This window comes from Acidobacteriota bacterium, from assembly GCA_016716905.1.
In the GTDB taxonomy this organism is placed as follows: Bacteria; Acidobacteriota; Vicinamibacteria; order Vicinamibacterales; family SCN-69-37; genus SYFT01.
This window is the reverse complement of the sequence record JADJUS010000022.1, coordinates 744702-766715: the sequence shown is the minus strand read 5'-3', so window position 1 is coordinate 766715 and position 22014 is coordinate 744702. Positions and strand designations below refer to the sequence as shown.

The window sequence follows — 22014 nt, the reverse complement described above, 5'->3', positions numbered from 1 at the left end:
AGGCCTCAGCCTTCGAGTTCAGTAAGCAATGCGTCAAGCTGCGGCATCGCGGCGCGTAGCCCTTCTTCCATGCCGGGAACCGTCTCCTCCATGGCTTCGATGCTCGAGAACTGTGTGACGCAGGTCATGCGCGATCCTGTCGGTGTGGTTTCGAACGTGAATGTCATCCCTGCCGGCATGTCCTCGTCCTCGGCATTGTCTTCGCCGTCGAGCGCCTCAAACGAGTCGATCGGATTCACCGCGGTGAACTTCCATGAGCCGTGCCACTGGCTTCCATCCGGCAAGCTCAGGAAGTACTCGGCGCGACCGCCAACGGTGAAGTCATGATGCGTGAAGATGGCGGGCGCGACGGGTGGTCCCCAGAAGCGCTCGAGCTGGCGTGGGTCGGCAAACGCGTCCCACAGGCGTTGTTGCGGAACGGGATAGTCGCCCACCACGGTGAGGGTGAGCGTTGCGGGGTCTTTGGTGACAGAGGTCAGCGGCATCGTCATTTTCCTTTCGGCAGAAGAACCTCGTCGAGCTGCGCCATGCGATGGCGCCAGATGGATTCGAAGTATTCGAGGAGCTCGCCGGCTCGCTGGAGCCGAGCGTGGTTGGTGGACACGAGTTGCTGGCGGCCGTGTGCACGCTTTTGAACGAGACCCGCGCGCTCGAGCACGCCGACGTGTTTTTGCACGGCCGCGAAGCTCATTTCGTATCGCGCAGCAAGGTCGGATACCGACAGCGTTTCCGTAAGCGACCGCGCCAGGATGTCGCGTCGCGTGCCATCGGCCAGTGCGCGGAACAGCTGGTTGAGCGCTTCATCGCTCTGCTTCCTAAATACAACCATTCGGTTGTATGTTAGCCGCAGCGAATTGCTTTTGCAAGGCGGTCAAGAACGCAGTCAGGCCGTGCCAGACACCACCGCCAGAATCTCCTCCCCGTACAACTCCCGCCGCCGCGGGCCGAAGTCGGCAATGCCGGCCAGCTCGTCGAGGGTACGCGGTGGGCGCTGCGACAGGTCGCGCAGGGTCGTGCGGGGCAGGATGACGTCCGATTCCACGCCTCGTGCATTCGCGCGCTTCTTTCGCCACTGAACCAAACGATCGTATCGAGCCAGCACATCGTCGGGCGGCACCTCCACGACCGGCGCCGGCGGCGCGGGTGCGCGCAGGCCTTGCTGGATGGCAGCCAATAATGCCCGACCGTGGCGATGGACCTGGCCGGGAGTCATGCCTGGAACCGCACCCAGTTCGTCGAGACTCGCGGGCGCGCGCCGGGTCAGTTCCAACAGCACCTCTTCTCCCATCACCTTGAACGGCGGCTGATTGATGCGCTGGGCCTGACCCTCGCGATAGTCGAACACGGCCTTCAGGACCGCAGCCTGACCGGGCGGCAGAGCGCGAGCGCCTTTCGCGCGCCAGAATGCCATCGGGTCGGGCGATGGGGACGCAGGTTTCGGCTGAACGCGCGCGAGGCGTTCGAAGTCCTCCTGGGCCTCAGCCCAAAGTCCGCCTTCGACCAACGCGGCGTGCAGCCGTTCGCGCAGCGCCACCAGGTAATGCGTATCCAGCCGGGCGTAGTCGAGCATGTCGACTCTCAGAGGACGTCGTCCCCAGTCGGCTCGCTGATGTGTCTTGCTCAACGTGACGCCAAACTGCGTATTGAGCACTGCGGCAAGGCCGACCTGTGGCCAGCCGAGCGTCCGGGCGGCCGACATCGTGTCGAAGATGTTCGCGAACACGAACGAAAAGTCGCGGCCGAGAACGAGCAGGTCGCCCTCACTGGCGTGGAAGATCTTCTCGTGTTCGGGACTGGCGAAGAAGGGCGCCAGCGGGCTCAGGTCAGGCACGGCAATCGGATCGACGATGAAGTCGGCGGCAGGCGTGGAGAACTGAATCAGGCACACGCGCTCCCGATAGGCGTGGAGGCTGTTGGACTCGGTGTCCACGCCAACCGCGGCGCAGGGCGCGAGGGCGGCCGCGAGATCCAGCAGGCCGGAAGCGTCGTCAACGAGAATAGGCGGCGGAAGCAGCGACATACACCGCCAGTATGACCCGCCATCCCCAAACCAGTATCTTCCTGCGGCCGGCAGATACCTGAAATCGACCTACTGGACACCTGACGCACGTCCATACACGATCCCTTCAGTGGGTTCGGTCGTATGGATTGACGACTGGCGTCGGTGTATGACAGCGTCATACGCATGGAAGAAGTGCTGACGGTTCGCGTGCCCAGGGGCACCCGGCGCAAGCTTGAGAAACGCGCCAAAGCGCAGAACCTTTCTCTGAGCCAGTACGTGCGCCGAGCACTCGAGATGGAGGAACTGCTCGGGGCGCTGGAGTCCGCGCGCCTTGATCTTGTTCCTCAAGCGCGCGCACAGGGCATCTACACGGACGACGACGTCTTTTCGATCGTCTCGTGATCGTCGTCCTCGACACGAACGTCCTTGTCGCGGGCCTCGTGGCGCACGGCCTCTGCCACGAGTTGTTGGAGCGATCCATCCGGTTGCGCCTGATGGCCTCGTCCGCGCCGCTTCTGGAGGAACTGGATGCGACACTCCAAAGAAAATTTACGATCACTCCGAGAGTAAAGACGTTCCTTGACGCCTATCGTCAGAGCCTTGTGTTGGTGGTCCCCGTGACGCTTCCACACCCGGTGTGCCGTGACGCTGATGACGACGTGGTGCTCGGCACGGCCGTGGCCGCCGGTGCGACGGTGATCGTCTCTGGAGATCAGGACCTCCTCGTGTTGCGAGACTACAACGGGATTCCGATCATCAATCCCCGCGCGTTCGTGGAGTTCCTTGACCGCAGCGTTGCTCAGAAGAATACGTGAACTGTTTCCTCCATGGTCTTCAATGCTCGAAAACTGCGTGACCCAGATGATCCGGGACCCGGTCGGCGTGGCGAATTGGTGAACCCAGTTAGGGCGAATCTAGTTATTGACTCGCGGCGATTCAGGTGGTAGGGTCCGTCCAGTCCGTCCAGTCCGTCCAGTCCGGCCAGTCCGGCCAGTCCGGCCAGTCCGGCCAGTCCGTGTGCGCGGTGCGCCACACGGACTGCGGCTTGTTGTGGCATCGTCATTGGAGGTTCAAATGGAACGTCTTCGCGAACTGGTCAATCTTCGTCAGGTCTTTCAGCCCCTTGTAACAGCCGTCTTCGTTGCAACGTTCGTCGCTGCCATCGCTGCTGCCCCAGCGCCCCACTCAAAGGCGCTGGTTGCGGTTCCTGACTCCGTCGAGTGCGACAGTGGCACCCCATTCGGAAATCTCGAGGCCAACCTGACACAGATTGCCTACTACGCCTCAACCAGTGTGGGCGGTTCTAGCTGTGATGCTGAGGTAGAAGCGTGGATCATCGATGATCCATCTGGCGCCGACGACAACCGGGCGAGCGGCTATGCTTGGGTCGAACGCGAGTGGGAGACCTATGGTGAGCCGTTCTGCGGTGTGTACACCGGGAATTCGATGCACTGGATGATCGATGGCGGGGGCTGGCACCTGGCCTATTGGCTCTATGTCGACCAGGATGAGGTTGACGGCTGCGGCGCATGAACGGAGCGCCGATCGTCGCTTGTTTGGGCGCTTGGCTGGCCCTGGCGGGGTCCAGCAACGCAGGTCAGCCACCTCCAAGGCCAGCCACTGTGATGGTGCTGGACATGCAGGGCGACGGCATTCGTCTTACGTCCAGTGGAAGCGGAGTTCGTTTTGACATCGAGCGGGTAGGCAAAGCTGCCAGCGTGGGGTGGACCTCGCTGGGGTCGGATGATTCCTTTCTAGCACTAGACCTAAACGGAAACGGTACCATCGACGACTCAGGCGAACTCGTTGGGACAAGACTCCGCTTTGAAGACGGCACCCAGCCAACGAGTGGGGCTGATGCCCTGCTCACGCCCCTTCAGGGGTTGCGCCGCGGTCCGGACGGAAGACTCCCAGATCCCCTCCCCGAAGGCGCGGGCGTCATCGACTCGGCAGATGGTGTTTTCGCGCGACTCTTGGTCTGGTGTGACAAGAACCATGACGGTGCCAGCCAGCGGACCGAGCTGATGTCACTCCCTGCGGCTGGGATCACCAGTATTCGCAACGGCTATCAGAGAACTAGCGTGGTTGATGAGGGCGGCAACAAGAGCCGCTTTCGAGGGTCGTTTACCCTGCGAGTCCGGGGTGTCGAGTTCCAGCGCCAGATTATTGAAACGGAACTTGCCCGTTGAACCGACAGTTTGCTGCCTTGTTGATGGCGTCGGCCACTTTCTCAACTGGGCCGGTGGGTCCCGGGCTGCAACAGACGCGGGAGGTGGTGGTCATAGACTTCGGCGCAGACGGGATATGCCTGACTTCGCTGGACTCTGGTGTAGCCTTGTCCGGTCCTCGGTCGGGAACAAAGTTGCAGGTCGCATGGACGTGCCCTGGTGGCAACGACGCGTTCGTATGTTTCGACCCGAACGCAAACGGCAGGGTCGACTCGATTGCTGAGCTGGTTGGCGGTGGGCTCGGGCCGCCCAATGGCTTCGACTACCTCGCCGCGCTTGATGGCCGTCCGGTAGGAGGATCCAGGGCCAGTCAGCCAGGTTCCGGTCGACCGGACGGCGTCCTCGATTCAAGAGATGCGATCTTCGATAGGTTGATCCTGTGGACCGACAGTAACCGGGACGGCGTGTCACAGGAGCCCGAACTTCAGTCGCTCTCCTTTGCCGGGTTTACGTCTTTGGACCTGGCTAATCAGGTAGTGCCAGCGGCGAAAGACCTGGAAGCCGGCGCTCCATGGACTCGCCGCACAACAGCGTTGAGGACGAGTGCCGGAGGGACAACGCGGGTTGATGTGTTTACGATCCGGCTTGCTACCAGAGGAGACGGCCTCTAGGTTAGCGGCATGCTTCGGATCAAGCTGAGCATCAGTCTCTGCCTCCTGTTGCCGCTCAGCCAGGAACATTTCATTCTTGGCAAGGTGACAGACGCAGGAACGAACGCTCCTGTGGCGGGGGCGATCGTTCAGGTGATCAGGCAGGGTGCATCCAGCGTTGACGCGGGAGACCGTGCGGCTGTGCAGCGGTCGGTCACCGACGCCAATGGGCGGTTCTTGTTCAGAGGCCTGACGGCCAGCCGCTACTTGATAGAGGCTCGGGCGGCCGGTTTCCTGCCGTTGCGTCCGTCCGCGCGCGTCGACCTCACGTCCGGGCAACCTGGCTTCCCACTGGCAATCTCCCTGGTGCGACTGGGCTCAGTGTCGGGCTCGGTCGTCGATGAATCTGGGGAGCCATTGGCAGGGGTCCTCGTTCGCGTGCTTGCACCCGGGCGGTCGATGGTAGGAACACCGGGCCTGTTCGCTCGCACGGACGACCAGGGGCGGTATCAGGTGGCCAATGTCCCCCCAGGAGACTACGTAGTCGGGAGCATTTCGACTACGGTCGCACGCCTCCCCGGCACGGTTCAGAAGACGACGGCCGCAACCCCATTTCTCAACATGGGCAACGTGCTCCTGGAGGTGCCTGGCGAATTCACAGCGCTGACCGCACCCGTTGGCCTCCGCATCGACGGCCAGTCGGTCAGTGTTGCGCCGACCACCTTCTACCGATCGGCGCGTGTCCCCGATGAGGCCGAACTCGTCACTGTGGGCCCCGGAGAGGATCTCACCGGTATCGATCTGACATGCATCCGTCAGCAAACGGTGCGCCTGGTGGGTCAGCTGTTTGGGCAGCAGACTTCGGCGGCGGCAATCGCCGTGCGTCTCGTTCCGCGAGGCGTTGATGATGGGCTTTCAGAGGTGCCGCTGGATGCCGCGCGTACCCTGACCGACTCGACCGGTCGCTTTGCGTTCGCGGGCGTGCCTCCAGGTGACTACACCCTCTCAGCCGAGTCAGGCGCCGCCAATACGGTCGAGGCCGGCGCGCCACCGCTCGAGTTCCTCAGGCACCCGCTGAGTGTGGGATCGGCCGACGTCGAAGGCCTTGTGCTCAACCTGCAACCCGCGTTGTTGGTGACCGGTCGCGTGGAATTCCTGGACCCGGGAACCAGACCTGGAGGAGGAGCCAGGTTCTCGCTTCGGGGGATAAAGCAGCAACGCATGGGGGTCTCGATCACGGAGCGCTCAGCGGCTGCCGACGCATCAGGCGCGGTGCGGTTGGACGGCCTGCTCCCAGGCACCTACGCGTTCAGTGCCGGCCTGCCTGCCGGGTGGCAGGTCCAGGACATGTTCATCGATGGGCGCGAACACAAGGGTGGTCCTGTGACCTTGTCTGCAGACGCTCGTATACGGATTGTTGCCGTTCGGAGTCTCCCGACCCTCACCGTGACCCTGACGCAGCAGTCAGGTGTGGAAGTATCGGCCATGGTGGCTGTGATATTCCCAGTGGCGCCCGAGGCCTGGAACCACGCGTGGTTTGACACCCGGCGTGCGCGTTCTGAGTGGATCGATGCACGCGCCCAAGTTCAGTTCGGCAACCTCCCTGTCGGCGAGTATTTCGTCGCGGTTCTTCCCAGGGACCGGCTCGCCGCGAACTGGCAAGCGCCAGGCCGTCTGAAAGAGTTGGCCGCCAGTGCCCAACGGGTGCAACTGCGGTCGTCGATGTCCGTTGTCGTAACAGCCCAGGCTCGAGTGAACCGATAGTGCTCAAGTACCTCCTTGCGTCGGTACTCACCATCACCGTGGGTGCTACCTCGCGCGCGGCGCCCCAGTCACTCGTGTCCGAGTTGGACGGCGTCGTCGAAGACGCTCAATCGGGCCTGCCAATTGCCAATGTCACGGTCACCCTGGTGGACCGCAGCGCGACGCCACTTGCGGTCGCGACGTCAAACACCCAAGGTCGATTCCGATTCTCAGCTGTTGCAGATGGCCAGGTATATTTGGTCGCGCACAAGTATCCGCTGTTGATCGTTCCGGCAGTGCATGGACTCCCGGCCGGTGCCGCAATGGCACTCGTCTTTCCGCGCGCTGAGACCAGCATCGTGACCGTTCAAATGCGCCGCGGCGGAGTGATCGAGGGGACAGTGTGGTCGCCGACCCAGCAGCCCGTCCCCGGCGCCACCGTTCGACTCGAGCGGAGCGTTCTGCTGGACGGGACTCGCGATGGCTCAACAGGCGCCGCGGCTCCTGCGGTGGTTGTCGCCGGCACGACAGGGCGATACCGCTTCGCCGGATTGCCTGATGGAGAGTATTTTGTCCTGGTGTCGCCACCGGGTTCATCCGGCTCCACACCCATCACGATTCCAGATGAGGCGGAGATCGAATGGGCTGAGCGGCTTCTGGCCCGGGATCCCCAGCGATCAGCCAGTCCGTCGAGGATACCTCAACCAGTACGACGCCAGGTCGAATATGCGCCGGTCTACCACCCCGGAACCGTCCTGCCTGCAGATGCTGCCGCCATCCACGTCACGGGCGGCAATCAGACGAGTGGTGTCGACATCCGCCTGACCCTCGTGAGCACAGTGTCGATCGCGGGCGTCGTTTCCCCGGCAGGCTTGTCGACGCGAGTAGGACAGGTGTCACTACTTCAAGGCAGCAATCCGCAGTCGGCTCGGCTGCGGTCGGTGCCCCTTCTCGAAGATGGGCGGTTTGGCTTCTCGGGACTGAGTCCTGGCGCGTACCGCCTGATTGCGCATGCGAAGGGTGAAGGGCCAGCCCACAACCTGTCCGCCGAACTTCCCATCGTCGTCGGCTCTTCGGACATCGATGATCTGGTATTGCACCTGGAGCCAGGGCGACTCGTTTCAGGTCAGGTGACCATTCGGTCCGCGGTCGGGCTATCGCCGTCACCAGCGCCAACGAGCATGGAACTTCTCCTTCGCCGCGAGGATGTGGGTATCCGGGTCTCGACGAATGACGCCCATCGCGCAACCGTGGCACCCGACAATACCTTCTCCTTTCGGGCCGTGCCTCCAGGTCGCTACAGCCTGCATCTGGGGGCCTCAACTCTTCCAACTGCTCGCCTATGGAGTGTTGATATATCCGGAGCGGCCACGCGGCGCGAGATTGTGGTTCAGTCTGGGCAGGACCTGGGCGACCTGCGGGTAGACCTTGTGCCGCCAAGCCTGGGAGTTGCGGGTTCCCTGATCGCGGAAGGCCAAGCGCTGCAATTCTCATATGCCGTTGTGGTGTTTCCCGTTGACCCAGCGGACTGGAAGTCCGCGAGCGCTTCCATTGCCTGGGCGCCCGTGCGCCCCGACCGCCGGTTCACTATCTCTGAACTTCCGGCTGGTGACTACCTCATCGCGGCGGTGTTTTTGACTGACACCGAATTGGCTATCAGTCGCCCTCTGCTGGAAGATCTGGCTTCGGTCGGAGTGCGCCTCGCACTGCAGAGTGGTACGCGCCACGAGCTCAATCTCAAAGTCGGCCGAGAGCCTAGGCGATAAGGACCCCGACGGTTAAGATCAGCACAGCGTGCTGACCGTCCACGAAATCTACGTCTCTGTACAAGGCGAATCCACGCACGTGGGACGGCCGTGTGTATTCGTGCGCCTGACGGCGTGTGACCTCCGGTGCGTCTGGTGCGATACGCCGTACGCCTTCACCGGCGGCAAGAAGATGTCCATCGACGAGGTCGTCGGCGCCGTCCGCGACCTTAACTGCAACCTCGTGGAGTTGACCGGCGGCGAGCCGCTGCTGCAGGCCGAGGCCATTCCGCTGATGCAGCGCCTCCTGGACGACGGATTCGAAGTGCTCGTCGAGACCGGGGGGCACCTGCCGATCGACCGGCTCCCCAAGGGCGTGCACGCCATCATGGACGTGAAGTGCCCCGGCAGCGGGGAAGCCGCGAAGATGCACTGGCCCAACCTTCTCGCGCTCTCGAAGGATCACGAAGTGAAGTTCGTCATCGCCGACCGCGCAGACTACGAGTACGCGCGCCGCATCATCACTGAGCATGACCTTGGTGCGCGCGCCGGGGCCGTGCTGCTCTCACCGGTTCACGGCAGGCAGCGCGCCGACGAAGTGGTGACGTGGATGCTCGAAGACCATCTGCCCGCGCGCCTGCAGATTCAGGCGCACAAGTTCATCTGGACTCCGGAGACTCGCGGCGTATGAAACGCGCGGTCGTTCTGCTCTCGGGTGGTCTCGACTCGGCCACCGCGGCCGCGATGGCCCAGCGCGAGGGCTGGGAGTTGTTTGCCCTGACCCTGAGGTACGGTCAGGTGCATCAAGCGGAACTGGAAGCCGCTCGCCGTGTGGCTGCAGCCCTTGGCGTGTCGCGCCATGTGGAACTCGAGGTTGACCTGAAGGCCTTCGGCGGCTCGTCGCTCACGGGCGACGGGGACATCCCGAAAGACGATGTGGATGCGCCGGGGATTCCCACCACCTATGTGCCCGCGCGCAATACGGTGTTCCTGTCGCTGGCACTCGCGTGGGCGGAGGTTCTGGGCGCCGAACGCATCGTGATCGGCGTGAATGCGATCGACTATTCGGGATATCCCGACTGCCGGCCGGAATACATCGCCGCATTCGAGTATCTGGCGAGTTTGGCGACCAGGGCGGGAGTGGAAGGGCGCGCTCTCCGGCTGTATACGCCGCTGCAGCATCTCACCAAGGCCGGCATCATCCGGCTCGGTACCGAATTGCGCGTGGACTTCAGCCTGACTCACAGTTGTTACGACCCGCGCGAGGACGGCAGGCCGTGCGGCCATTGCGACAGTTGCCTCCTGCGCGCCAGAGGCTTCGCCGAAGCCGGAGTGGTTGACCCCGCATGACCCATCGCCTGTATTACACCGACGCGCTGCAGACCACCTTCGAGGCCACTGTGCTGGAGTCGCGCACAGGCACACCGGAGCACGGCAGCACGGGAGCACGACAGCACGGGAGCACCCGATCACACATCACGCTCGACCGGACAGCGTTTTATCCCACGTCCGGCGGTCAGCCCTTCGACACGGGTTCCCTCGGCGGCCACGCCGTGCTTGAGGTTGTGGATGGCGATGACAACGTCATCACTCACGTGGTGGCGGGACCATTGGAGCCGGGACAGACCGTCACCGGCGTCGTCAACTGGGCGCGGCGGTTCGACCACATGCAGCAGCACACCGGGCAGCACATCCTGTCCGCGGCGTTTGAGCGCACGTGTGGCGTGCGCACCGAGAGCTTTCATCTGGGCACCTCGTCATGCACCATCGACCTCGCCCGCGAAGTGACGCAGGCCGAGATTGCCGCAGCCGAAACCCTGGCGTGCGACGTGGTCTTCGAAGACCGGCCGGTGCATGTGCGATTTGTGAGCGAAGCCGAAGCCGCTGCGCTGCCGCTGCGCAAAGACCCGACCCGCACCGGTACGTTGCGGCTGATCGATATCGACAACTTCGACCTTTCCGCCTGCGGCGGAACGCATACGCCGACGACAGGGCGCGTCGGCGTCATCGCCGTGTCCGGCTGGGAGCGATTCAAAGGCGGCAGCCGCATCGAGTTCGTGTGCGGCCACCGCGCCGTCGCGTCGCACCGGGCCCTGCGCGATGTGGTGACAGGACTCGTGCGCCAGTTGACCGTGGCGCCGCTGGAGATTGGCGCGGCGATCGAACGCCTGCAGACCGACTCGCGCGCGAACCAGAAGGCGATTCGGCAATTGAGACTCGCGGCAGCCGGGCACGAGGCGGCCCAGTTGGTGGCCTCGGCCGAAGACGTGGGGTCGTTCCGTCGGGTGCTGGTCAGCGATGCAGGTGGCGACATGGACGTGCTCAAGACGCTGGCGTCAGCCATCGCCGCACATCCCGGCTGCGTGGCGGTCGTCATCGGGGACGGTACTCCCGTACCGGTGGTCGTGGCGCGCGCGACGGACGCCTCCTTCGATGCGGGCGCCTGGGTCAAAGCGCTCACGGCCGCTCTCGGCGGCCGAGGCGGCGGTCGTCCGGAATCGGCGCAGGGTGGAGTATCCGCATCGGCCGCCGAGATCGTCTCGTTTGCGCGCGACTCCGTCCGATAGACGGGATACAATCCGATTTCCGTGCTCGCATCCGTCTATCAATTCCTGTTCAAGTACCAGCCTCTGGTCTTCGAGCAGGGAGACTTTGTCTGGGGCAGCTCCCGCTGGATGGCCGGTCTTGTACTGGCAGCGACGGGCGCGGCGGTGTACGCCCTCCTGACCTATCGAAATGTGCGCGGCCACGGCGCACGCGACCGCGCGGTGATCGTCGGCTTGCGTATCGCGGCGCTCGCCCTGCTTGCCGTGTGCCTGCTGCGCCCCATGCTGGTACTCAAAGTTGCGGTGCCGCAACAGAACTTCGTTGGCGTGCTCCTTGATGACTCGCGCAGTATGCAGGTGGCGGACCTTGAGGGGCATCCGCGCGGCAACTACGTCACTGAAAACTTCGGCACCGCGGCCGGCCCGATGCTTGCCAAGCTCTCCGAAAAGTTCGTCGTTCGGACCTATCGCTTCTCTTCTTTCACCGAACGGCTCAACGCGGCCGGCGACCTGACCTTCGACGGCACAGGCAGCCGGTTGGGCGACGCGCTTGGTCGCGCGAAAGACGAACTCTCGGGCCTCCCGCTCTCCGGCCTCATCGTCGTCTCCGACGGTGCCGATACTTCTGAAACCACGCTTGATTCATCGATTACCGACCTGAAGGCCGAGAACATTCCCGTGTTTACCGTGGGCGTCGGCGAAGAGAAGATGACGCGCGACATTCAGGTCAGTCGCGTGGAGACACCGCGCCAGGCACTCAAGGGTTCGTTCCTGGTGCTGGACGTAGTCATCACACAGACTGGATTCGAAGGCCAGACGCTGCCATTGATTGTCGAGAGCGAAGGCCGCGTGGTGGACACGCAGGACGTGCCGATGCCCGACAACGGCGAAGCGGCCACCGTGCGCGTGCGGTTCAAGGTGGACGAGGCCGGTTTGCGCCGGTTCAAGTTCCGGATTCCCGAGCAGGCGGGTGAGCAGGTTCCGCAGAACAACGCCCGCGAAAGCGTGATCGAAGTGCTCGACCGCCGCGTGAAGTTGTTGTACCTGGAAGGCGAGCCGAGGTTCGAAGCCAAGTTCATCAAGCAGGCGCTTGAGGCCGACCCAAATATTCAAGTGGTGCTGCTGCAGCGCACCGCCGCGGCCACGCCATCGTCGCCCACGAAGTTCCTTCGCCTGGGGATCGACACGCCGGATGAACTCATCGAAGGATTCCCACTCAAGGAAGAGGACCTCTTCGCCTACTCGGGGTTGATCCTCGGCAGCGTTGAGGCCAGCGCGTTCACAGTTGAGCAGTTGCGGATGATTGCCGACTTCGTGGGCCGGCGCGGTGGCGGGTTGCTGACGCTGGGCGGCCGGCGGTCGTTCGCCGAAGGCGGCTGGGGCGGTACGCCCGTTGCCGAAGCGATGCCGGTGGCGCTCAACGCCGCCACCAACGCGCGTTCAACCGACTACTTCTCGCACGTCGCCATAGAACCGGCTCGAGCAGGACTGGCGCATCCCCTGGCGCAGCTCGCCGCCACCGAAAAAGGCTCGATTGAAGCGTGGGGCAAGTTGCCTCGCCTGACCAGCGTGAATCCGATTGATGCCGTCAAGCCCGGCGCCACGGTGCTCCTCAAAGGCGAGGACGAACGCGGCCGCGAGCAACACATCCTGTCGGCGCAGCGCTACGGCCGCGGCAAGGCCGTGGCCTTCGCCGTGCAGGACTCGTGGCTCTGGCGCATGCACGCCACGATGCCGGCCACCGACCTGACGCATCACCAGTTCTGGCAGCGGTTGCTGCGCTGGGTGGTGGATGGCGTGCCCGGGGTTGTTGAAGTGTCGAGTTCCCCCGAGCGCGTGGAACCGCGCGAGCCCGTGACGCTCACGGCCCAGGTAGGCGACAAGAAGTACACCGATGTGAACGATGCCCGGGTTGTCGCGACGGTGCGCTCACCAACGGGCATCGTCAGCGACGTGCCGATGTCGTGGAGCGTCAAGCGCGACGGTGAGTACCAGGCGACGTTTGCGCCGGCCGAAGAAGGCACGTACGAAGTGCGCGTGACGGCCACCAAAAACGGCGAAACGCTGGGGACCTCGGTCACCCACCTGCGCGCGGCGCCGAGCGAACGCGAATACTTCGACCCGGCCATGCGCGGGTCGTTACTGCGCCGCCTGGCTGAAGAAACGGAAGGCAAGTTCTTCAAGTCCGCCGATACGTCCGGCCTTTCGGACGCCTTGACGATGAGCGGGCGGGGCGTCACGGTCGTAGAAGAGAAAGACCTGTGGGACATGCCGGTGTTGTTCCTGCTGCTTGTGGCCCTGACCGGCACCGAGTGGCTGTATCGCCGGGCAAGGGGGTTGGCATGAAGCGGACAAGTCATCGGGCGGCGTGGGCGCTGATCCTGGGCGCCGTCGTCGTGTCTCTGGGCCTCACGGCGCAGGCCCAGCGTGGGAGCAACCGCCAGCGGGGCGGAGGCGACGAGCGTTTCCAGACCGGCGGTCAGATTCACGGCAACGTCCCCTACGACGGCCGGTTCACCTTTGTGCGGTTGATGTACCGCGGCTTCGGACGGGGCGGAACGAGCTGGATTCACGATTATCCGCGCGGTGATGAGCACTTCATGAAGATCATCAACGCCGTGACCCTGCTCAATCCGCATATGGATGGCGAAACCAACATCCTGGCGCTCGACGATCCGGAACTGTTCAACTACCCGGTGGCCTATATGGCCGAGCCGGGTTTCTGGCAGATGTCGGAGGCCGAACTGGCGGGCCTCAAGGCCTATATCGAAAAGGGCGGGTTCCTGATTTTCGACGACTTCCGCAACGAGCACTGGTACAACTTCGAAGCGCAGATCAATCGCGTGTTCCCCAGGGCGATCTGGCACGAGATGACACCGGATCATCCGGTGTTCCACTCGTTTTACGACATCAATTCGCTCGATGTCATCCCGCAGTATTTCCAGAACTACGGCAAGCCGATCTTCCGCGGGTTGTTCGAAGACAACGATCCGAAGAAGCGACTGATAGCCATCGCCAACTACAACACCGACCTTTCGGAATTCTGGGAGTTCGCCGACAGCGGCGTGCGGGCGATTGAAGACACGAACGAAGCGTTCAAGCTGGGCGTGAACTACATCATTTACGGAATGACGCACTGAAGGGATCACACGTGAGCACAACCGCGCAAGACACTGTGAAGATGGAATCGGCCGACGACATCGCGCTGGCCGACAAGATGAATGCCGCGCGCGGGCAGATCATCGCCGAACTCAAGAAGCTGATCATCGGACAGGACGAAACGGTCAACCTGATCCTGCTGTCGCTGTTCGTGGGCGGCAACAGCCTGATCGTTGGCGTGCCTGGTCTGGCCAAGACGCTGCTGATTCGGACGCTGGCTCAGGTGCTGGATCTCAAGTTCAACCGCATCCAGTTCACGCCAGACCTGATGCCCTCCGACATCACCGGCACGGACATCATCCAGGAAGATGCCACCACCGGCCGGCGCCAGATGGCGTTTTCGCCGGGCCCCATCTTCGCGAACATCGTGCTGGCCGACGAAATCAACCGCACGCCACCCAAGACCCAGGCGGCGCTCCTCGAAGCGATGCAGGAACATCGCGTCACCATCCAGGGGCGCACCTACAACCTCGAAGAGCCGTTCTTCGTGTTCGCCACACAGAACCCGATCGAACTCGAGGGCACCTATCCACTGCCCGAGGCACAGCTCGACCGCTTCATGTTCCACATCGTCATCGAACACCCGCCGGAAGATGAGGAGTTCGAAGTGGTACGGACCACCACGGCGATTCTGGACCCGCAGTTTCAGCGGCCGGTCTCCGGCGCGGAACTCGTGGCCTTCCAGCGGTTGGTGCGGCGCGTGCCTGTGTCCGAGCCGGTCATGCGGTATGCGTTGCGCCTGGTGCGTACGAGCCGGCCGAAGTCGGCCGAGGCGCCCGAGTCGGTCAAGAAGTATGCGGCGTTCGGCGCCAGCGTTCGCGCGGCGCAGTACCTCATCCTGGGCGCCAAGGCCCGTGCGCTCACGAGCGGCCGGTACCACGTGAGTTTCGACGACATCAAGTCGCTGGCGCATCCGGTGCTGCGGCACCGCGTGTTGACCAACTTCCGCGCCGAGTCGGAAGGCATCACGAGCGACGTGCTCATTGACGACCTGTTGAAGTCGGTGCCCCTGCCCAAGTCGGGTATGTAGGACCCTGGACTCAGGACCCAGGACTCAGGACCCAATGGAGCGCCACGAACAGTCCGGAGCGATGCCGGGGGCGAGGTTTGTCGACCCCAAGGTGCTGGCACGTGTCGGCAATCTGGATCTGCTCGCCCGCAACGTGGTGGACGGCTTCATCAACGGCCTCCACCGCGCGCCGCATTTCGGCGCGTCCATCGACTTCGCCGAACACCGGGGCTACGTGCCCGGTGACGACATCCGCCGCGTGGATTGGCGGCTCTACGCGCGCACGGACAAGTACTACGTCAAGCAGTACGAGGCCGACACCAACACGAATTTCGTCGTCCTGCTCGACATCTCGAAATCGATGTCGTTCGGCAGCAACGGTGGCGTGACCAAGATCGACTACTCGCGGTTTCTGGCGGCGTGCCTGGCCTACATGGCGCACCGGCAGCGCGACCGCGTGGGCATTGTGACCTTCGACGAGGAAGTGGTCACCTACGTGCCGCCGTCGGCGAAACACTTCGACGTATTGCTCCACACACTCGACCGGGCGCAACCGGTGCGGGCGGGCCGGTTGCGCGCGCCGCTCGAGAAGATCGCCGAACACTTCAAGCGCCGCAGCGTGGTGGCGCTGATTTCGGACCTCTACGAAGAGCCGGACGAAATCGTCGAAGCCATCAAGCCGTACCGGTTCCTGGGCAACGACATCATGGTGTTCCATGTGCTGGACCCGGCCGAACTCGATTTCCCGTATCGCGAAGCCTCGCGATTTCAGGATCTGGAGACCGGCGAAGAAGTGCCGATCGTGCCTGAATCGCTGCTGGCGCAGTACCGCGAACTGATCAACGCGCACATCGACGCGTTGCGCACGAAGTTCTCGGAGATTCGCGTGGACTACACACTCGTGAACACGTCGCGCCCGTTGGACGATGCGCTGTTTAATTACCTGGCGAACCGCGAGCGCATGATGCGGGTGAGATAAGCGATGTCATTTCTCACCCCGTTATTCCTTCTGGGCCTTGCCGCGCTGGCCGTTCCGGTGCTCGTGCACCTGATCCAGCGCGAGCGCAAGACGCCGGTGGAATTCCCCTCATTAATGTTCCTGCGCCGGGTGCCGTATCAGTCGGTGCAGCGCCGCCGTATCAACAACTGGCTGCTGTTCCTCCTGCGGTCGGCCGCTGTCTTGCTCACGGTGCTGGCGTTCTCGCGGCCCTTCTTCAGCCAGACGCCGGTGCAGGCGTCAATCGCGAACGCCGGTGCGCGCGAAGTGGTGGTGCTGCTCGATCGGTCGGCCAGCATGGGCTACGGCGACCACTGGCAGCGCGCGAAAGACGAAGCCAAGAAGGTCATCGACGGCCTCGGCAACGGCGACCAGGCCACACTCGTGTTGTTCGATCGCAGCGCCGAGGAAAACGTGCGCGCCACCGGCGACAAAACGCGGCTGCGCGCGGCGGTGGATGCCGCAGAACTCTCGGCTGCGGGTTCCAGGTATGCCCCGGCGTTGCGGCTGGCGCAGAGCCTGCTCTCGCGGTCTACACTCGGACGCAAGGAAGCGGTCGTCGTTTCCGACATGCAACGCACCGGGTGGGACCGTCCAGAACAGATTCAGTTTCCGGAAGGCACGACGTTTACGCCGGTGTCGGTCGCGGCCACTGACACCGCGAACGTGTCGGTGACATCGGTCACGTTTAACCGCACACGTTTCGCGAACGAAGAGCGCATCATCGTGACTGCGGCCATTGCCAATCGCGGCCCCAAGCCGGTTGAGAACGTGCCCGTGGTGCTCGAGATCGACGGGCTGGAAGTGGCGACGTCGCGAACGACGCTGACGCCCGGCGTGACAAATGCCGTGGTGTTCCCGGCGTTCACGCTGGCGCAGTCCTTTGTGCGCGGTCGGGTGAAAGCCGGCACCGATAGTCTGGCGGCCGACAACGTTTTCCAGTTCGTCTTGTCGCCCGCGCGACCGACGCCGGTCATCATCGCCGTGCGCGATGGCGCCGAAGCCGCCGAGAGCCTGTATCTGGCGGCGGCGCTTGATGTCGGCTCACCGAAGCAGTTCGATGTGCAGGTGGTGCCGATGTCGAAGCTCACCGCGCCGGCTATTTCCCGCGCCAGCGTGCTCATCGTCAGCGATGCCACCATGCCGGGCGCGCTTGGGCCGGCGCTCAAGGGTTTTGTTGAACGCGGAGGCGGCATCCTCACCATCGTCGGATCGCGGGGCGGGCCGCTTGATGGCGAAGGCGCCCTTCTGCCCGGAACGCTGGCTGAGCCGAAGGACGCCGCGGGTGGACGGGCCGAAACCCTTGGCGTGATCGACTTCAGCCACGTGGTGTTCGAGTTGTTCAAGACGCCCAAGAGCGGCGATTTTTCCGGCGTGCGGTTCTTCCGGTATCGGCCCATTTCGCCCGCCGCCGGAGACCTCGTTCTGGCCCGGTTTGCCGACGGCTCAGTGGCCATGTCCGAGCGTCGTGTGGGCGCTGGAAAAGTGATCGCGTTTGGGTCCACACTCGACAGTAACTGGAACGATTTGGTCCTCAAGCCCGTGTTCGTGCCGATGCTGCATCAGGTGGCGCGGTATCTCGGGCAGGTGGAAGTGCAGCCCGCCTGGCAGAACGCCGGGCAGGTGGTGGATGTGTCGCAGCGTGTGGCGGCGCTCACGTCCGGCGGCACCGATGACCGCGTGACGTCGGCGCTTGTGGTCTCGCCTGGCGGCAGCCGGCAGACCGTTGGCGGCCAGTCCGGGATGTCGGTGGAGTTGCGCGAGCAGGGCTTCTACGAAGTCCGGCCGCAGGGCGCGGCATCTTCGGGACGGCCGTTTACGCTGGCGGTGAACATCGACCCAGGCGAGTCGGATCTCGCGTCCATGGACGCGCAGGAGTTCACGGCCGGAGCCACCGGCAAGGCGTCACTCGTGGGCACGAGCGTGCCCACCGACATCAAGCCGGCGGAGAGCGAACGGCGTCAGTCCATTTGGTGGTTCCTGTTGCTCGTCGGGTTTGTCTTACTCGTCGCTGAAAGCATTATCGCGAACCGGCTCTCGCAGAAGCCGGCGTTCGGTATTCGGTAGCCCGTACGGAGGGCGGGGCTTCAGCCCCGCCAATTAGGAGAAGCGTATGAACGCCACTGGTCTCGGAAGCGATCCACGCGCGCAGTTGACCGCCGTCATCAGCGAGGTGCGCAAGCGCTGGCGCATGAAGATGGCGCTGCGGGGCGGCGCGCTCGTGCTGGGCGGCACGGCGATCATCCTGCTGGGGTCGGCGCTGGGCATCGATGCCCTGCGGTTCTCCTCGGGCGCCATCATGGGCTTCCGCATCGCGGCCCTCGTGGCCATTCTGGCCCTGGTGGCGTTGTGGCTCATCGCGCCGTTGCGCCGGCGTGTCACCGACAGCCAGGTGGCGCTCTACGTGGAAGAACATGAGCCGTCGCTGGAAGCGTCCATCCTGAGCGCCGTCGAAACGGTTGAGACCGCCGGGTCGTCGGCGTCGCCGCAGTTGATTGAGAAACTCGTCGAGCAGGCGATCGAGCGCTGCCGCACGCTCAACACCAGCCGCACCATCGGCCAGCAGGCCCGTCGTCGCTTCGCGATGGCGATCGTGGCCGTGGTCGTCGCGCTTGGTGCCGCATTCAGCTTCGGGCCCGAGTCGCTGCGTCAGGGGTTGTCGGCGTTGCTGCTGATCATTCCGGCCGAAGCGGCCAGCCCGTATTCAATTGAGGTGTTGCCTGGGACGCTGACCGCGCCGCGCGGGTCGGACCAGAACGTGAAGGCGCGCCTGGTCAACTTCAGCTCCGACGAAGTGATGCTGATGATGCGCACAGGCAGCGAGGGCGACTTCCAGCGTGTGCCGCTGGTGCGCGGCCTCGAGTCGGGCATGTTCGAAGGCATGCTCTTCGACCTGATGCTCAACGTGGAGTACTACATCGAGTCGGACGGCATCAAGTCTGGCACCCACATCATCACGCTGGTCGATCTGCCGGCTGTCAAGACGCTGGACCTCGAGTATCGCTTCCCCGCATACACGCGGCTGCCACCGCAGGTGGTTGAAGGCGGCGGAGACGTCGCGTCGCTCAAAGGCACCACGGTCAACCTGAACATCGAGTCCACGATGCCCACCACCGGCGGCCGCATCGTCATGGGCGATGACCGGACGCTGCCGCTCACCGTGCAGCCGGACGGCAAGCTCACCGGCAGCTTCGTGGTGGACAAGAAGGGCTTCTACCGGATCGAACTCGAAGGCCCGAACAAGGAAGCCGTGGCCGCGTCACCGTCCTACACGATTGACGTAATTGAAGACATGGCGCCCTCGGTGAAGTTTGTGAAGCCGGGCCGCGACACATCGGCAAGCGCCGTCGAAGAAGTCTTCCTCGAGGCCAGAGCAGACGATGACTATGGCGTGAAGGCGTTGGATTTGGTGTATTCGGTGAACGGCGGGGAAGAGAAGACCGTGCGGATGTACGGCGCGGGCGAAACGCCCCGCGCTGAAGTGTCGGCCGGTCATACCGTGTATCTCGAGGAACTCGGCGTGAAGGTGGGCGACTCGGTGTCGTATTACGCCAAGGCGTCCGACAACGACAGCGTGGCCGGCGGCAAGGTCACCACGAGCGACATCTATTTCGTGAAGATCCGGCCGTTCCAGCAGGCGTTCAGGCCCGGGCAGTCTGCCGAAGGTGGCGGAGGTGGTGGCGGCGGAGGTGGTGGGCAGCAGGAAGGCCCAGGTGCGTTGTCGGAGAAGCAGCGCCAGATCATCTCGGCCACATTCAACCTCGAACGCGGCAAAGCCAAGACGGCCGCCGAGCAGTTCAAGGAAGACGCCGTTGTGGTCGCCCTGTCGCAGTCGAAGCTGCGCGATGAAGTGGCCGCGCTGATTCAGCAGATGACGCAGCGCCTGGGTGGCGATTCAGACTTCCAGCCCATTGCCCAGTCGCTCAAGAAGGCGTCAGACGCCATGGTGCTGGCCGAGAAGGAACTGCGCGCCCAGAAGGCCAAGGAAGCGTTGTCGCCCGAGCAGGTGGCGCTCAAGCATCTGCAGGATGCCGAGACCAGCTACGAGGTGGAGGTTCGCGAGCGCCAGCAACAACAAGGCGGCGGTGGTGGCGGCGGTGGTGGCGGTCAGATGGCCGAGGACCTGGCCGATCTGTTTGAGCTCGAACGCGATCGACTTGCGAATCAGTACGAGTTGCAGCAGCGCGCCAATGAACAACAGCAGGGTGGCGGCGCGCAGGCCGATCAGGAAGTGGACGAGTTGGCGCAGCGCCTGAAGGAATTGGCCCAGCGCCAGTTGCAGGAGGCTGAGCGGCAGCGCCGGCAGGCGGCGGCCCAGCAGGGCGCGGCCGGCACCGGGTCTGGCCAGCGGCAGCTCGCAGAGGAACTTGAAGAGATGGCGCGGCAGCTCGAGAAGCTGAGCCGCGACCAGCAGCGCGAGCAGCAACAGCGCCAGCAGTTGGCCGAGGAAGCGCGGCGCCTGCAGGAAGCCGCGAATACCGCGCGCAAGGCGGCGGCCAGCGGCCAGCAGGACGGAGGCAGCCAGGCCTCGGCAGCCGCGCAGCAGTTGCAGGACGCGCAGCGCCGGTTGCAGAACGCGATGAACGGCAACCCGCAGCAGGCGGTGCAGGATGCGCAGCGCAAGGCGCAGGAGTTGGTGCAGGAGCAGAAGGCCGTGCAGTCGCAGGCGCAGAACCTGCCGCAGGCCGGCGCCGCACGGGATGAGCAGGTGAAGGCCATCGGCGAACGCAAGGACGCCATGGAGAAGAAGGTGGACGACCTGCAGCAGCAACTCTCGCGCGCCGCGGGACAGATGCGTGGCGACCAGCGTGACGCCGCCAACAAGTTGCGCGAAGCCTCCGACGGCATTCGTAGCGATCAAGTGCAGGAAAAGATCCGGTATTCGAAGGGCGCGCTCTCGGGCAATCCTGAGTACTCACGCGGGTACGAGCAGGAGATCGCGAACAACCTGAAAGAGCTGCAGGAGACGATCGGCCAGGCGTCCGAGGCGATGAGCCAGGGAATGCGCCAGAACGCGGCGACACAGGCGCTCGATCAGGCGCGGAATCTGTTGCGCGGCATGGAGTCCCTGAGCGATCGCATGCAGCAGCAGGGCCAGCAGGGCCAGCAAGGCCAGCAAGGCCAGCAAGGCCAGCAAGGCCAGCAGGGCCAGCAAGGCCAGCAAGGCCAGCAGGGCCAGCAAGGTCAGCAGGGCCAGCAGGGTCAGCAAGGCCAGCAAGGTCAGCAGGGCCAGCAAGGTCAGCAGGGCCAGCAGGGCCAGCAGGGCCAGCAGGGCCAGCAGGGTCAGCAGGGCCAGCAGGGCCAGCAGGGCCAGCAGGGCCAGCAGGGTCAGCAGGGCCAGCAAGGTCAGCAGGGCCAGCAAGGCCAGCAAGGCCAGCAGGGTCAGCAGGGTCAGCAAGGCCAAGGGCAGCAGGGCCGACAGGGTCAGGGCCAGCAGGGCGGGCGTGATGGCCAGGGTGGTCAGCAGATGACTGATGGCCGCGGGAATCCCACCGGCGGCATGCAGCGCGGTCCGGCGATGACGGGTGGCTCCAGTGGTGATGCCCGCAACACGGGCCAGCAGTACTCGGCTGAAGCCATTCGCCAGTTCCGCCGCGAACTCGCGGAGCGCACGATGGATGCGCAGGCCCTGCGCCAGGCGCTGCAGCAGGCGGGCGTGCCTGCGAAGGACCTTGAAGAACTGGTGCGGCAGCTGCGCCAGCTCGACAACGAAAATGCGTTCCGCGATCCGCTCGGCGTCCAGGAACTGACCAACGCCGCGCTCGAAACGCTCAAGAAGTTCGAGTTCGATCTTCGCAAGAAGCTCGACACGTCCAGCAACGCGCTCTTCCTCAACGCGAACGAAGAGATTCCCGCCAACTTCCGGAACCTCATCGAGGAGTACTACAAGTCGCTCGCCAAGAAGGGCGGAGGGAAATAGTCAAGAGCTCGCGTAATGGGGAAATGACACAAATGTCCGAAATGGCGAAATGTCTGCAATGGGTCAATGGTTGGA

General features: G+C 64.0%; 18 protein-coding genes. 15 read left to right on the top strand and 3 right to left on the bottom strand.

All coding sequences use genetic code 11. From position 1 onward, the window contains the following. Nucleotides 1-5: 5 nt before the first annotated feature. From IPL75_19330 to IPL75_19320, 3 genes are read right to left on the bottom strand one after another with little or no spacing between them, the layout of a single operon-like run. A complete protein-coding gene (locus IPL75_19330) occupies nucleotides 6-491 on the bottom strand; it encodes an SRPBCC domain-containing protein (GenBank protein MBK9242350.1) in 486 nt (161 codons plus the stop codon). Next, nucleotides 488-829, bottom strand: a complete 342-nt coding sequence (locus IPL75_19325) for a winged helix-turn-helix transcriptional regulator (protein MBK9242349.1) — start codon at nucleotides 827-829, stop codon at nucleotides 488-490. Before IPL75_19325 ends, IPL75_19330 begins: the two co-directional genes overlap by 4 nt. 54 nt (nucleotides 830-883) lie before the next feature. Then, complete coding sequence (locus IPL75_19320) at nucleotides 884-2020, bottom strand: HRDC domain-containing protein (protein MBK9242348.1); 1137 nt, start codon at nucleotides 2018-2020, stop codon at nucleotides 884-886. 165 nt (nucleotides 2021-2185) lie between these two features. Between IPL75_19320 and IPL75_19315 the strand changes: the two genes are divergently transcribed. From IPL75_19315 to IPL75_19245, 15 genes are all read left to right on the top strand, one after another. After that, complete coding sequence (locus tag IPL75_19315) at nucleotides 2186-2404, top strand: ribbon-helix-helix protein, CopG family (GenBank protein ID MBK9242347.1); 219 nt, start codon at nucleotides 2186-2188, stop codon at nucleotides 2402-2404. Then, nucleotides 2401-2817, top strand: coding sequence for a putative toxin-antitoxin system toxin component, PIN family (locus IPL75_19310; protein ID MBK9242346.1), 417 nt, complete (start codon nucleotides 2401-2403; stop codon nucleotides 2815-2817). Before IPL75_19315 ends, IPL75_19310 begins: the two co-directional genes overlap by 4 nt. Before the next feature lie 259 nt (nucleotides 2818-3076). Further along, a complete protein-coding gene (locus IPL75_19305; protein ID MBK9242345.1) occupies nucleotides 3077-3535 on the top strand; it encodes a hypothetical protein in 459 nt (152 codons plus the stop codon). Nucleotides 3536-3627: 92 nt separating this feature from the next. Next, nucleotides 3628-4191 carry a hypothetical protein gene (locus IPL75_19300; protein MBK9242344.1) on the top strand — a complete coding sequence of 188 codons (564 nt, stop codon included), beginning with the start codon at nucleotides 3628-3630 and terminating at the stop codon, nucleotides 4189-4191. A gap of 659 nt (nucleotides 4192-4850) precedes the next feature. Next, a complete protein-coding gene (locus IPL75_19295) occupies nucleotides 4851-6584 on the top strand; it encodes a carboxypeptidase regulatory-like domain-containing protein (protein MBK9242343.1) in 1734 nt (577 codons plus the stop codon). Then, nucleotides 6584-8329, top strand: coding sequence for a carboxypeptidase regulatory-like domain-containing protein (locus IPL75_19290; protein ID MBK9242342.1), 1746 nt, complete (start codon nucleotides 6584-6586; stop codon nucleotides 8327-8329). Before IPL75_19295 ends, IPL75_19290 begins: the two co-directional genes overlap by 1 nt. 28 nt (nucleotides 8330-8357) lie before the next feature. Next, nucleotides 8358-8999, top strand: a complete 642-nt coding sequence (locus IPL75_19285; GenBank protein MBK9242341.1) for a radical SAM protein — start codon at nucleotides 8358-8360, stop codon at nucleotides 8997-8999. Further along, nucleotides 8996-9658, top strand: a complete 663-nt coding sequence (queC, locus tag IPL75_19280) for a 7-cyano-7-deazaguanine synthase QueC (protein MBK9242340.1) — start codon at nucleotides 8996-8998, stop codon at nucleotides 9656-9658. The genes IPL75_19285 and queC overlap by 4 nt, the downstream gene beginning before the upstream one ends. Further along, nucleotides 9655-10875: a hypothetical protein gene (locus tag IPL75_19275; protein ID MBK9242339.1), complete on the top strand. Its 1221-nt coding sequence runs from the start codon at nucleotides 9655-9657 to the stop codon at nucleotides 10873-10875. Before queC ends, IPL75_19275 begins: the two co-directional genes overlap by 4 nt. 21 nt (nucleotides 10876-10896) lie before the next feature. Further along, on the top strand, nucleotides 10897-13200 hold the full coding sequence (locus IPL75_19270) for a hypothetical protein (GenBank protein MBK9242338.1): 2304 nt from the start codon (nucleotides 10897-10899) through the stop codon (nucleotides 13198-13200). After that, on the top strand, nucleotides 13197-13994 hold the full coding sequence (locus IPL75_19265) for a DUF4159 domain-containing protein (protein MBK9242337.1): 798 nt from the start codon (nucleotides 13197-13199) through the stop codon (nucleotides 13992-13994). The genes IPL75_19270 and IPL75_19265 overlap by 4 nt, the downstream gene beginning before the upstream one ends. A gap of 41 nt (nucleotides 13995-14035) precedes the next feature. Then, nucleotides 14036-15043 carry a MoxR family ATPase gene (locus IPL75_19260; protein ID MBK9242336.1) on the top strand — a complete coding sequence of 336 codons (1008 nt, stop codon included), beginning with the start codon at nucleotides 14036-14038 and terminating at the stop codon, nucleotides 15041-15043. Nucleotides 15044-15077: 34 nt separating this feature from the next. Next, a complete protein-coding gene (locus IPL75_19255) occupies nucleotides 15078-16001 on the top strand; it encodes a DUF58 domain-containing protein (protein ID MBK9242335.1) in 924 nt (307 codons plus the stop codon). Nucleotides 16002-16004: 3 nt separating this feature from the next. Further along, nucleotides 16005-18086, top strand: coding sequence for a BatA domain-containing protein (locus IPL75_19250; protein ID MBK9242334.1), 2082 nt, complete (start codon nucleotides 16005-16007; stop codon nucleotides 18084-18086). A gap of 46 nt (nucleotides 18087-18132) precedes the next feature. Next, nucleotides 18133-21939: a hypothetical protein gene (locus tag IPL75_19245; protein ID MBK9242333.1), complete on the top strand. Its 3807-nt coding sequence runs from the start codon at nucleotides 18133-18135 to the stop codon at nucleotides 21937-21939. Nucleotides 21940-22014 lie beyond the last annotated feature (75 nt).